At 71.0% G+C, this 13,293-nt stretch carries 8 protein-coding genes and 1 tRNA gene; 3 read left to right on the top strand and 6 right to left on the bottom strand.

What is annotated here, in order from left to right; genetic code table 11:
• Positions 1 to 10: 10 nt before the first annotated feature.
• A complete protein-coding gene (locus ACR68M_RS15790; protein ID WP_441251133.1) occupies positions 11 to 967 on the top strand; it encodes an NADP-dependent oxidoreductase in 957 nt (318 codons plus the stop codon).
• 208 nt (positions 968 to 1,175) lie between these two features.
• On the opposite strand, the gene pknB is transcribed toward ACR68M_RS15790, so the two are convergent.
• The 6 genes from pknB to ACR68M_RS15760 all read right to left on the bottom strand — a co-directional run bounded on the left by pknB (position 1,176) and on the right by ACR68M_RS15760 (position 9,499).
• Positions 1,176 to 3,257, bottom strand: coding sequence for a Stk1 family PASTA domain-containing Ser/Thr kinase (gene pknB / locus ACR68M_RS15785; RefSeq protein ID WP_441251132.1), 2,082 nt, complete (start codon positions 3,255 to 3,257; stop codon positions 1,176 to 1,178).
• Between the two features lie 274 nt (positions 3,258 to 3,531).
• Entirely contained in the window at positions 3,532 to 4,989 is a 1,458-nt protein-coding gene (locus ACR68M_RS15780) for a peptidoglycan D,D-transpeptidase FtsI family protein (RefSeq protein ID WP_441251131.1), read from the bottom strand.
• Positions 4,986 to 6,428 carry an FtsW/RodA/SpoVE family cell cycle protein gene (locus ACR68M_RS15775; RefSeq protein ID WP_441251130.1) on the bottom strand — a complete coding sequence of 481 codons (1,443 nt, stop codon included), beginning with the start codon at positions 6,426 to 6,428 and terminating at the stop codon, positions 4,986 to 4,988. Before ACR68M_RS15775 ends, ACR68M_RS15780 begins: the two co-directional genes overlap by 4 nt.
• Positions 6,429 to 6,441: 13 nt before the next feature.
• A complete protein-coding gene (locus tag ACR68M_RS15770; RefSeq protein ID WP_441251129.1) occupies positions 6,442 to 7,977 on the bottom strand; it encodes a PP2C family protein-serine/threonine phosphatase in 1,536 nt (511 codons plus the stop codon).
• Positions 7,978 to 8,081: 104 nt separating this feature from the next.
• Complete coding sequence (locus ACR68M_RS15765) at positions 8,082 to 8,609, bottom strand: FHA domain-containing protein FhaB/FipA (RefSeq protein WP_441251128.1); 528 nt, start codon at positions 8,607 to 8,609, stop codon at positions 8,082 to 8,084.
• 11 nt (positions 8,610 to 8,620) lie between these two features.
• Positions 8,621 to 9,499 carry an FhaA domain-containing protein gene (locus ACR68M_RS15760; protein WP_441251127.1) on the bottom strand — a complete coding sequence of 293 codons (879 nt, stop codon included), beginning with the start codon at positions 9,497 to 9,499 and terminating at the stop codon, positions 8,621 to 8,623.
• Between the two features lie 381 nt (positions 9,500 to 9,880).
• Between ACR68M_RS15760 and ACR68M_RS15755 the strand changes: the two genes are divergently transcribed.
• Positions 9,881 to 9,963: transfer RNA gene (locus ACR68M_RS15755), tRNA-Leu, on the top strand.
• Positions 9,964 to 10,280: 317 nt separating this feature from the next.
• Positions 10,281 to 13,259, top strand: a complete 2,979-nt coding sequence (locus tag ACR68M_RS15750) for a S53 family peptidase (protein WP_441251126.1) — start codon at positions 10,281 to 10,283, stop codon at positions 13,257 to 13,259.
• The last annotated feature ends 34 nt before the right edge of the window (positions 13,260 to 13,293 follow it).

The following is a 13,293-nucleotide window of genomic DNA, read 5'->3' as shown; positions in this document are numbered from 1 at the left end:
GAGAGTGACGATGACAGGTGGCGGGGCGACGATGCGCGCGATCGGCCAGGACGAGTTCGGCGGGCCAGAGGTGCTCCGGCCGGTGGAGTTGGCCCGGCCGGTGCCGGGCCCGACCGAGATCCTGGTCCGGGTGCACGCGGCCGGGGTCAACCCGGTGGACTGGAAGACCCGGTTGTGGGGCGGGTTGGGCAGCACGCCGCCGTTCGTGCTCGGGTACGACGTCTCGGGGGTGGTCGAGGCGGTCGGCATGGGTGTCCGGCTCTTCGCCCCGGGGGACGAGGTCTACGGCATGCCCGGCTTCCCGCGGCTGCCGGGCGGTTATGCGGAGTACGTCGCCGCGCCCGCACGGCAGTTCGCGCCCAAGCCGGCCGGGCTCGACCACGCCGAGGCGGCGGCCCTGCCGCTGGCCGCACTGACGGCCTGGCAGGCGCTGGTCGACCTGGCGGGGCTGCGCCCCGGGCAGCGGGTGCTGGTGCACGCGGCGGCGGGCGGGGTCGGGCACCTGGCGGTGCAGATCGCCAAGGCGCTCGGAGCGTACGTGATCGGGACGGCGAGCGCGGGCAAGCACGACTTCGTCCGGGGTCTCGGGGCGGACGAGGTGGTCGACTACACGGCGGTGGACTTCGAGACGGTCGTCGCCGAGGTGGACGTGGTGCTCGACCCGGTCGGTGGGGGCTACGGCGAGCGCTCGCTCAAAGTCCTGCGGGACGGCGGCACCCTGGTCAGCCTGACCCATCCGGACGAGGACGCGCTCGCGGCGGTGGCCGCCGGACGCGGCATCCGGGCCGGGTTCATGCTGGTCGAGCCGGACCGCCGGGCGCTGCTCGCCGTCACCGAGCTGGTCGAGACCGGCCGGCTGCGCCCGACGCTGGCCGCCGTCCTCCCGCTGGAGGACGCGGCGAAGGCCCACGAGCTGGGTGAAACCGGGCGCACGGTGGGGAAGTTGGTGCTCCGGGTGGCCGACTGAGACTGGTTGAGGCCGGGCCTGTGGATAACTCCGGGTGGGGGTGGGCCGGGCCGGGGGTAGATCCGCTGGTCGGAGCCGTGGCCGGGCGCGTTTGCCCGGAGTTGACGGGCTGGGGACAAGCCTGTGCACAACCGTGCTGGAGGCGAACGCCGGAGGGGGCCGCCCCCGCACAGGTGTGCGGTGGCGGCCCCCTCCGGGGTGTCAGGTCTCAGTTCCCCGCAGGTGGGGACGCGGGCCCGGACGGGGTGTTCCCGCCCCCTTTGTTGCTGGGGGCCTGGGTGATCAGGGTGACGCTGCTGCCCGGCGGCACCTGGGAGCCGGGGCCGGGGGTGCTGTACATGATCGTCGCGTTCGGGTCCTGCGAGCCGAGCGGGGCGACCGTGTAGTGCAGGCCGAGGCCCTCCAGCTGCTTGGCGGCCTCCTTGAGGGTCACGCCCTGGAGCGGCGGGACGGTCACGTTCTGGGCCATCTTGCCGACGGTCAGGGTGACGTTGCCGCCCTTCTTGACCGAGCCGTTCTTCGGCGTCTGGTCGACGACCACGCCGTCCTTGCTCTGGTCGGTGACGCTGACGGTCTTGATCACCGGGTTGAGGCCGAGGTCGGTGATCGCCTGGGACGCGGCGTCCTGCGGCTGGCCGATCAGGCTGGTCACGGTGACCTTGCCCTGGCCGGACGAGAGCACCAGGTTGACCTGTGAGTTCGGCGCGGCGTTGCCGCTCGGGTCCTGCGAGATGACCGAGTCCTGCGCCACGTTGTCGCTGGCCTGGTAGGTGGTCGTCCCGAGGACGAACCCGGCCTTGGTGAGGGCTGCGGTCGCCTCGTCCTTGGTCTTGTTCGTCACGTCCGGGACGGCCGTGGTGACCGGGCCGGTGGAGAGGTGCACGGTGATGGTGGCGTCACCGGCGATCTGCACGTTCGCCTTCGGTTCCTGGGTGCAGACCTGGTCCTTCTTGATGGCCGCGTCCGCGCACTGGGCCGGGTCGCCCTGGACGACCTTGAGCTTGGCGCTCTGGTTGGTCGCGGTGGTCTGCGCATCGGCGAGGGTCCGGCCGACCAGCGAGGGCGCGGACACCTTGCCGCCACCGCCGCCACCGGGCTTGGTGATCGCCTGGACGACGAAGTACGCGCCGACCAGCACCAGCACCGCCGCGACGGCCAGGATGATCCAGGAGGTGTTGTTCTTCTTCGGCGGCTCCTGGCGGCGCCCGCCGCGGTCGTAGCCGTCGTCGTAGCCGCCGCCGTTGTCGCCGTAGCCGGGCTCCTGGTAGCCGTAGCCGGGCTGCTGGCCGCCGACGGTCGGGAGCATCGTGGTCGGCCCGGCCATGCCCTGTTGCGGGAGCAGGTTGGTCTGGCCGTACGGGTCGTGCTGGGCGGGGTAGCCCTGCTGGTCGTAGCCGTAGCCCTGGGCGCCCATGCCGTACGCGGCCGCCTGCTGGGCGGCGGCGACGGGCAGGCCGTCGAGGAAGCGCTCGATGTCGTCGCGCATCTCGTCGGCGCTCTGGTACCGGTAGTCGCGGTCCTTGGTGAGCGCCTTGAGCACGATCGCGTCGATCTCGGGCCGCAGCTCGGGGTCGTAGGTGGACGGCGGCAGGGCGTCCTCGCGGACGTGCTGGTACGCCACCGCGACCGGGGAGTCGCCGACGAACGGCGGCCGGACGGCCAGCAGCTCGTACAGCAGGCAGCCGGTGGAGTAGATGTCGGAGCGCGCGTCGACCTGCTCGCCCTTGGCCTGCTCGGGGGAGAGGTACTGGGCGGTGCCGATGACGGCGGAGGTCTGCGTCATCGTCATGCCGGCGTCGCCCATCGCGCGGGCGATGCCGAAGTCCATGACCTTGACGTTGCCCTGGCGGGTGAGCATCACGTTCGCGGGCTTGATGTCGCGGTGCACGATGCCGGCCCGGTGCGAGTACTCCAGGGCCTGGAGGATGCCGATGGTCATCTCGAGCGCGCGCTCGGGCAGCAGGCGCCGCCCGGAGTGCAGCAGCTCGCGCAGCGTCGAGCCCTCGACGTACTCCATCACGATGTACGGGATGGAGATGTTGTCGATGTAGTCCTCGCCGGTGTCGTACACGGCGACGATCGCGGGGTGGTTCAGGGACGCCGCCGACTGTGCCTCACGGCGGAAGCGGGCCTGGAACGACGGGTCACGGGCCATGTCGGCCCGTAGCGTCTTCACTGCGACGGAACGGCCGAGCCGGGTGTCATGGGCGAGGTAGACCTCGGCCATGCCGCCGCGTCCGAGGACGCCGCCGAGCTCGTACCTGCCGCCGAGGCGACGAGGCTCTTCCATAGTTCCGACCCTCTCCCCCACCGTCAGGTGAGGATGTGACGTAGGTGTCCCCGCACGCTCTGTTGGACGCTGCCGGCGCCACGCTGGTTCGTGTGACGTCGGCCCCACGGCCGGGGCCGTGGGCAGCGGCGGGCACACCCGCTGCTTGCGGATACGCTACCGGTCCAACCTGGGCCGACCGGGCCGGGCCGCCAGCTGAGACCAGACCGGTATCGACCGCGAAGCTCCCATTGTGACAAGAGAGCGCGGCGAACCGGGCCCGCGGGAGCACTTTCTACTTGAGCACGGACTCCATCACGGCCTTGGCGATCGGCGCGGCGATGCCACCGCCGCTGATCTCGTTGCTCTCCGCCGCGCCGTCCTCGACCACCACGGCGACGGCCACCGAGCGGTTGTCCGGGCCCTTGGCGTAGGAGGTGAACCAGGCGAACGGGAGCCCGCTGTTGTCCTGGCCGTGCTGGGCGGTGCCGGTCTTGCCGCCGACCGTCAGCCCGTCGATCTGGGCCTTCGTGCCGGTGCCGCTCTGCACCACGCTCTCCATCAGCTGCTGGAGCTTCTGCGCGGTGGCGGGGCTGACGGCCTGGCTGAGCTGGTGGGCGGAGTGCTTGGAGATGGTGGTGAGATTCGCCGCACGCTCTTCGTCGACCAGGTACGGCTGCATCAGGCTGCCGTTGTTGGCGATCGCCGCGGCGACCATGGCCATCTGGAGCGGGGTGGCCCGGGTGTCGTGCTGGCCGATGGCGTCCATCGCGGTGCCGTCGGGGGCGGAGTTCGGCGGGAAGTAGCTCGGGGTGGCCCGGATCGGCACGTCCAGCTGCTGGTTGTTGAAGCCGAACTTCTCGGCCTGGGCCCGCAGCTTGTCCTTCCCGAGGTCGGCGCCGATCTTGCCGAAGACGGTGTTGCAGGAGTAGTCCATGCCGGTCTTCAGGGTGGCGCCCGCGCAGGGCTCGTCCTTGCTGGAGTTCCTCAGCTCGGTGCTGGTGCCCGGCAGGGTGTAGTGCTCCGGGGTGTCGGTGGCGTCGTCGATGCTCTGGAACCGGCCGTTCTCGAACGCCGCCGCCGCCGTGACCAGCTTGAACGTCGAGCCGGGCGGGTACGTCTCGCGCAGCGCGCGGTTGAGCATCGGCTTGTTCGGGTCGGCGTCCAGCGCCGCCTTGGCCTTGGCGTCGTCGGCCGAGCCGCCTGCGAAGGTGGACGGGTCGTACGACGGGGTGGAGACCAGCGCCAGGATCGCGCCCGTCGCCGGGTCGATCGCGACGGCCGCGCCCTTCTTGTCACCCAGACCCTCGAAGGCCGCCTTCTGCGCCTTGGGGTTGATCGTGGTGACGACGTCGCCGCCCTGCTTCTGCTTGCCGGTCAGCATGTCCAGGGTGTTGCGGAAGAACAACCGGGAGTCGGTGCCGGCCAGGATGCCGTCCTCCAGCTTCTCCAGCTGACTGGTGTCGTACGCCTGCGAGGAGAAGCCCGTCACCGGGGCGTACATCGGGCCGTCGATCCAGGCGCGCTTGTACTTGTAGCGCAGGCCGTTGACGAAGTCGGACCGGGTGACGGGGTTGCCCGCCACGATGATGTTGCCGCGCGGGTAGGCGTAGCGGTCGTACTTGTTCCGGTCGTTGTGGCTGTTGCTCGCCCAGGCGTCGGCCTGCACGCCCTGGACCCAGTTGGTGCGGACCATCAGGGCCAGGATGAGGACCAGGCAGAAGATCGAGACCCGGCGGATCGGCTTGTTCACGAGTCTGGTCCCCCGGAGGTGGTGGCGAGCGTGGGCGCGGGCGCGGGGTCGGCGGCCGGGCGGCGGGCGCTGTCGCTGATCTTCAGCAGGATGGCGATCAGCGCCCAGTTGGCGACCACCGAGGAGCCGCCCTGGGCCAGGAAGGGCATCGTCATGCCGGTCAGCGGGATGAGACCGGTGACGCCGCCCGCGACCACGAAGACCTGGAGCGCGAAGGCGGAGGAGAGGCCGACGGCGAGCAGCTTGCCGAACGGGTCGCGGGCCGCGACGGCGGTGCGCAGGCCGCGCTGCACGATCAGGCCGTAGAGCAGGCAGAGCGCCATCATGCCGGTCAGGCCGAGCTCCTCGCCGAAGGAGCCGAGGATGAAGTCGCTCTTCGCGGCGAACTGGATCAGCCAGGAGCGGCCCTGGCCGAGGCCGGAGCCGGTGACCCCGCCGGAGCCGAAGGCCATCAGGGTCTGGCCGATCTGCTCGGTGGAGCCGGCCGGCGGGTGCGGGGCGAAGGCGGCCATCGGGTCGAGCCAGGCGTCGATCCGGGTCTTCACGTGCGCCTCGGAGGTGGCGACCACGGCGGCGCCGCCGACCGACATCAGCAGGCCGAAGACGATCCAGCTGGTGCGCTCGGTGGCGACGTAGAGCATCACCACGAAGAGCCCGAAGAAGAGGAAGGAGCTGCCGAGGTCGGTCTCGAAGACGAGGATCAGGATGGAGAGCAGCCAGACCACGATGATCGGCCCGAGGTCGCGGCCGCGCGGCAGGTAGAGGCCCAGCACCCGGCGGCTGGCGAGGGCGAGGGCGTCCCGCTTGACCATCAGGTAGCCGGCGAAGAAGACCGTCAGGATGATCTTGGCGAACTCACCGGGCTGGAACGAGAAGCTGCCCAGGTGGATCCAGATCTTCGCCCCGTAGTCCTCCTTGCGGGACGGGAAGAACGCGGGCGCGGCCAGCAGCACGAGGGCGACGGCCATCGAGATGTACGTGTACCGCTGGAGGATGCGGTGGTCCTTCAGCAGCACGATCACGCCGATGAACAGCGCGATCCCGATGCCGGACCACATCAGCTGGTTGGCGGCGGCGGGGAAGTTGCTCCGCAGCAGTGCCCCGGCTTTGTCGAGCCGCCAGATCATCACCAGCCCGAGCCCGTTGAGCAGGGTGGCGAGCGGCAGCAGCAGCGGGTCGGCGTACGGCGCGAAGCGGCGCATAACCAGATGCGCGACGAGCGCGAGCGCCCCCATGCCGAGGCCGTACTCCAGCATCCCGGCGGGCAGCTTCTTGTCCATCGCGAGCCCGACGTTCGCGTACGCGAGAACGGGCAGCACGACGGCGAAGGCGAGCAGCGCGAGCTCGGTGTTGCGGCGGTTCGGCGCGCTCTGCGGCGTGATCGTGGTGGTCTCGCGCCGGCGGCGCGAGGCGCCGCCGGTCGCATCGAAAGTACTCAAAAGGCTGCGTCGCTCACTTGGCCGGGCAGTTCGCGGCCAGTGCCTGCTCCTGCGTGCTCAGCGGCGGTGCGCTGGCGGGGCCGGGGCTCTGGGCCGGAACGGACGGGCTCGGGCTCGGTTCGGGGCTCGGCGCGGTGGCGGGCGTGCCCCCGGCGAGCTTCTTGCAGACGGCGGCCTGGGCGCCCAGGTGCGTCACCTGGTCACGGGCGTCGTCCAGGCTCTTGGCCTGGATGGTGTTGCTGACCTGCGTGCGCTGGTAGGCGGGCAGGTACTTGAGCTCGACGTCGCCGTACTGCTGGTAGACCGAGGAGAGGCTCAGCCCGGCCAGGTTCTGGTTGACGCCCCGGTAGACGGCGACGACGTCGCCGTCCGCGCCGACGTAGTACTGGTCCTGCGTCCAGCGCCAGCCGAAGTACCCGGCCCCGCCGACCAGGCCGAGCGTGACGGCGACCGCCAGCGAGACCTTGAGCCAGCGGCGGCCCTTGCGGTGCGAACGCGCCGGCTGGTGGTCGTCCTCGTACGCCTGCGGGCCGTCCTGGCCGTCGCCGTACGCGTCCTGGCCGTAGGAGTCCGGACCGTGGCCGTCCTGGCCGTACGCCTCCTGCTGGTAGCCCTCGGCCGGGCCGAAGCCGGGCGTCGCGCCGTCGTAGCCGCTGGCCGGGCCGAAGGCGCCCTGCGGGGCCTGCGGGCGGCGGCCGAGGCCGGCCGCGCGGCCGGCCGGGGTGTTCGGCACCAGGTGGTCCTGCGCGCCCGCCGGAGGGGTGTCCGCGACGGCGCCGACCACCACCGGGGTGTCGGTCAGGCGGCCGCTCAGGGTGTCGGTGGCGCCGACGTCGATGACGTCCGCGACGATGCAGGTGATGTTGTCGGGGCCGCCGCCGCGCAGGGCGAGCTGGATCAGCTCCTGGCAGGTCTGCTCGGGGGAGTAGAAGCTCCCGAGCGTCTCCTCCAGGGTCTGGTGGCTGACCGGGCCGGAGAGCCCGTCGGAGCAGATCAGGTAGCGGTCGCCGGCCCGGACCTCGCGGATCGACAGGTCGGGCTCGACCTGGCCGCGGCCGTCCAGGGCGCGCATCAGCAGCGAGCGCTGCGGGTGGGTCTCGGCCTCCTCGGGCGTGATCCGGCCCTCGTCGACCAGCCGCTGCACCCAGGTGTGGTCCTGGGTGATCTGGTCGAGCCGGCCGTCGCGCAGCAGGTAGGCCCGGGAGTCGCCGATGTGCACCAGGCCCATCCGCTGGCCCGTCCAGAGCAGCGCGGTGAGGGTGCAGCCCATGCCTTCGAGCTGTGGGTCGTCCTCGACCATCTGCCGCAGGCGCTCGTTGGCGCCCTGCACGGAGTCGTGCAGCAGGGTGAGCAGGTCGGCGCCGGGCACGTCCTCGTCCAGCCGGACGATCGAGCCGAGCACCTCGGAGGAGGCGACCTCACCGGCCGCCGCCCCGCCCATGCCGTCGGCGACGGCGAGCAGCCGGGGCCCGGCGTAGCCGGAGTCCTCGTTCCCCTCCCGGATCAGACCCTTGTGGGAACCGGCGGCGAAGCGCAGCACGAGACTCATACGGACCGGGTCTCCCTCTGGTTCCCACCCTGGGCAGGAGTGCGCACGGAAGCGGCCCCGGGGTGGCGGCTGTACAGATACGGGGTGCTTGCCCTCATGCGCTACTACTTCCGCAGTTCGATGACGGTCCTGCCGATACGGATCGGCATGCCCGGCTGGAGCGGGGTCGGCGCCGTGAGGCGCTGCCGGTCCAGATAGGTGCCGTTGGTGGAGCCTAGATCCTCGACCGTCCACTGCCCAGTCTGATCCGGGTAGATCCTGGCATGCCGGGAGGAGGCGTAGTCGTCGTCGAGCACGATGGTGGAGTCGTGGGCCCGGCCGAGCGTGATCGTCTGGCCCTGGAGCGCGACGGTGGTGCCGGCCAGCGAGCCCTGCACGACGACCAGCTGCGACGGGGCTCCCCGGCGCTGCCTGGGCTGGGCCTGGGTGGCGGCGGTCTGCTGCTGCGGCGGCTGCTGCGCGGGCCGCCCCTGGGCCGGGGCGGGCGCGGTGGCGGCGGCCCGGCGGGAGCTGCGCGGGTTCACCTTGGTGCCGAACAGGTCACTGCGGATCACCTGCACCGCGACGATGACGAACAGCCACAGCACGGCCAGGAAGCCGAGCCGCATGACCGTCAGGGTCAGTTCTGACATAGGTGCGCGCTCTACCCTTCGACCTGTCGGTAGACGATGGTGGTGCTCCCCAGGACGATCCTGGAGCCGTCGCGGAGCGTAGCGCGCTGGGTGTGCTGTCCGTCCACCACGATGCCATTGGTCGAGCCGAGGTCGAGCACCATCGCGGGTGTGCCGGGGCGGATCTCGGCGTGCTTGCGGGAGACGCCGGGGTCGTCGATCCGGACGTCCGCCTCGGTCGAGCGGCCCAGTACGCAGGCGTTGCCGGTGATCTGGTGGCGGGCGCCGTTGACCTCGATCCAGCGCCGGGTGGCCGCCGCGGTGTGGCCCGCGCCGGGGAACGGGCGGACGTTGCCGCCGCTCGGCACCTGCTGGGCGGGCGGCGTGGCCGGGGGCATCGACGGGGGTGCGACGGGGGGCGGCGGCGCGCCGTACGGGGCCGCGCCCTGCTGCTGCCACGGTGCGCCGGGGGCGGGCGGCGTCGGCGGGCGCCCGTAGCCGGGCTGGGCCTGCGGCGGTGCGGCGGGCGGCGGCTCCTCGGCGGCCAGGGTGCGGCTGCGCACCCGGTACAGGCCGGTGTCGAGGTCGTCGGCGCGCTCCAGGCTGACCTGGAGCGGGCCCATGAAGCTGTAGCGCTGCGCCTCGGCGTACTCGCGGACCATGCCGGCCAGCTCGGTGCCGAGCTGCCCGGAGTACGGGCTGAGCCGCTCGTGGTCGTGGGCGCTGAGCTCGACGATGAAGTCGTTGGGGACGACGGTGCGGTCCCGGTTCCAGATGGTGGCGTTGTTGTCGCACTCGCGCTGCAGCGCTCCGGCGATCTCCACGGGCTGGACCTCGGACTTGAAGACCTTCGCGAAGGTGCCGTTGACGAGACCCTCAAGTCGCTGCTCGAACTTCTTCAGGACTCCCATGGGGCACCCCCTTCCAAGGGCTTCGGTCGGGCTCTCGTGCGGGCCCTACTAGCGGTACTTCCGTACTGATCGTATCCACGCCCGAGCCATCCGTACGGTTCCCCGCGCGGGCGGTACCCGGGGGTGAGCCCCGGCACACGCCTCCGTGCGGGGCATGCCAGGGCTACCCGGGGAGGGGCCCGCTCACCCCTCGGTCACCCGTTCGCCTGCACCCGGTTGCCCCTGGCGTGGGAAGGGATTCGTAGGTGACCCGGCGAGCGTGCTAATGTTTTCCATGTCGGAAGGGGCGCCCGCAAGGGAGCCGGACGGAAGACCAGCCGAGAACCGCAGGGTTCGGAGCGGGTCGGAGGTCAGGGTAGTATCCAGAACGACATCACTCATGCGCGAGTGGCGGAATGGCAGACGCGCTGGATTCAGGTTCCAGTGCCCGAAAGGGCGTGGGGGTTCAACTCCCCCCTCGCGCACAGCGAAACCCCGCAGATCTTCGGATCTGCGGGGTTTTTTGTCTGCCCGGCCACCTGCCGTCCACCCAGGTCTCCGATTGGCAAAGCCTGGTGCCCTGGTGGCTGAGCTGTCCGTCCAGGCTGATAAAAAGCTCATCAGGAATTCCGCTGGCAGGTCCAGAGAGAGATGTCCGGATTTAGCGCTAATAGCGTCAATTCGCCTCTCTCCCCCAGTGGTTGATTCGTGGGGGCTGAGCAACGTTCTTCAGTCGTACATGGGGTCGAGCTGTCCCGGAATTCCGCCTGTTCCCGCCACAGCCATCCCAAGGAGAACGCGGATGACCGATCCGTCGGGTCCTCACCGGACGCCACGCATACGAGGCTCACTGGGCCGCGCGACCACCCTCGCCGTCGTGACGGCCGCCCTCGTCACCGGGGCCGGTCTGCCGACCGCCATGGCCGCCCCGGCCGACGCGCTCGCCCCGCAGCGGGTCGGCGGGCAGCCAGCCCAGCTGCCCAGTGGCGCGGTCAAGATCGCCGACCCGGCGGGCGACACCGCCCTCGACGTCTCGGTCAGTCTCGCGATGCGTGACGAGGCCGGCGCGAAGGCGCTCGCCACGGCGGTCACCGATCCCAACGCGGCCGAGTACCACCACTACCTGGCCACCGGTGAGTTCGGGAAGCGCTTCGGCGCCGACCCGGCGACCGTCGCCAAGGTCACCCAGTCGCTCAAGGACCAGGGTCTCAACCCCGGCCCCGTGGGGTCCGACGGGCTGACCATCCCGGTGCACACCACGGTCGAGGCCGCCAAGAAGGCGTTCAACGTCGACATGGCGGGCTACAAGCTCTCCGACGGCACGACCGGCTACCGCAACACCGTCGCCCCGCAGATGCGCGGCGATGTGGCGGGTGCCGTCAAGGCCGTCGTCGGCCTGGACAACGTCGCCGTGCCGACGGCCCACAACCGTGGTACCCAGCGCGTCAAGACATCGGCATCGGCGGCCACGGGCGGTCTGAACGCCGCTGCGGTGTCCTCGTACCCGCAGCTCTGCCAGTCGGTCAAGACCGGCCTGGGCAACGGCAACAAGTACGACGGCCAGAACTACTACAGCCCTGCCTCGCTCGCCCAGGTCTACGGCCTGGACAGCCTGAATGACGGCGGCGCCGGCTCGACCGTGGCGATCTTCTCGCTGGAGTCGTACTCGGCCGAGGGCTTCCAGAACTTCCAGAACTGCTACGGCACCAACACGTCGATCGAGACCGTCTCGGTCGGCGGCGGCACCCGCCTGCCGGCGGACGACACCTCGGTAGGCTTCGAGGCGGCCCTCGACATCGACACCGTCGTCGGTCTGGCGCCCAAGGCCAACGTGCTCTTCTACCAGGGCCCGGACCACGCGCGTCTCCCCGATGCGGTCGCCACCTACCGGCAGATCGTCGCCGACAACCGCGCCGACGTCATCTCCTCCAGCTGGGGCATCTGCGACTACGTGGTGTCGGACTCCATCCGGAGCGCCGAGAACGACGCCTTCCTGCAGGCCGCGCTGCAGGGTCAGACCGTGGTCATCGCTTCCGGTGACAACGGGTCGAGCTCCTGCGCGAACCTCAACACCACCGACCAGAGCGTCCTGTACCACCAGAGCGCGGACGACCCGTCCGGGCAGCCGTACGTCACCGGCGTCGGCGGCACCACGCTGTCCGGCAGCCTGAGCAGCCCCTCCGAGGTGGTCTGGAACCACGACGGTGGCGCCTCCGGCGGTGGCATCACCTACAACGCGATGTCGAGCGCCACCAACTTCCAGGCGGGCTTCACCGGCCCCGGCTTCAACAACAGCTTCTGCGAGGGCCCGAGCGGGACGACCTGCCGACAGTCCCCCGACGTGGCCGCGCTCGCCGACCCGGCTGCCGGGTACCTGCTCTCCAACGGCGGCTACTGGTACACGATCGGTGGCACCAGTGGCGCAGCCCCGCTGTGGGCAGCGGTCGCCGCGCACGTTAACGCCTCGCACAAGTGCTCCGGCCGGGTCGGTCTGCTGAACCAGCCGCTGTACCAGGCGGCCCGCTTCGGCAAGAGCCCGCTGAGGGACGTCACCTCCGGCAACAACGACATCGGTGCCCAGGGCGGGCGCTTCGCCGCCGCTGCGGGCTACGACATGGCGACCGGCCTCGGCACTCCGAAGGCCGCTCAGCTGATCGACACCGTCTGCGCCCCGGCCGCCACCTACGTGCCGGTCGCGCCGACCCGTCTGCTGGACACCCGTAACGGCTCGGGCCACGGCACCGTCGCCGCCCAGGGCGTCTACGAGCTGGAGGTCGGCGGTCGCGGTGGCGTCCCGGCGACCGGCGTCTCCGCCGTCGTCATCAACACCACGGTGGCCGACACCGCGGGCGGCGGCTTCCTCACCGCCTTCCCGACCGGCACCCCGCGTCCGCTCTCGTCCAACCTGAACTGGACCGCCGGTCAGACCGTGCCGAACCTGGTGACCGTCCCGGTCAGCGCCGACGGCAAGGTCAGCCTCTTCAACGGCAGCTGGGGTGCGTCGGACTTCGTCGCCGACATCGCCGGCTACTACACCACCTCGGGCTCGGGCGCCCAGCTGAAGCCGATCGCCCCGACCCGTCTGATGGACACCCGCAACGGCTCGGGCCACGGCACCGTCGGCGGCAAGTCCGAGATCCAGCTCCAGGTCGGCGGCAAGGCCGGCGTCCCGGCCGACGCCACCGCTGCGGTGCTGAACGTGACCGTCACGGACACCGCCTACGGCGGCTACCTGACGGCCTACCCGAACGGCGGCACCCGTCCGCTGGCCTCGAACCTGAACTGGACCGGCGGCCAGACCGTCCCGAACGCCGTGATCGTGCCGATCGGCGCCGACGGCAAGGTCACCCTGTTCAACGGCAGCCCGCTCGCCACCGACATCGTGGTGGACATCGCGGGGGCCTTCTCCCCCACGGCGACCGGCGGCAAGTTCCACGCCGTCAACCCGACCCGCGTCGAGGACACCCGGTACTCCACCGGCCCCCTCAGCAACGGCCAGGTGCACCCGATCCAGCTGACCGACTCCAACAAGCGCGTGCCGTGGGAGGCGACCTCGGTCGTCCTCAACGTCACCGTCACCGGCACCACCGGTCCGGGCTACCTGACCGCGTGGGCGGACGGCTCCACCCGTCCGCTGGCGTCCAACCTGAACTGGTCGCAGGGCAACACGATCGCCAACCTGGTGACCGTCCCCGCGTACCACGGCAAGGTCGACGTCGCGGCCTTCGGCTGGGGCACCACCCAGGTCGTCGCCGACATCTTCGGCTACTACAGCAACTGATCGATCACTGAGCAGTAGCTGACCTTCAGCTGAC

It is taken from the genome of Kitasatospora sp. McL0602 (genome assembly GCF_052076145.1).
GTDB lineage: Bacteria > Actinomycetota > Actinomycetes > Streptomycetales > Streptomycetaceae > Kitasatospora.
This window is presented reverse-complemented; position numbering and strand designations above follow the sequence as displayed.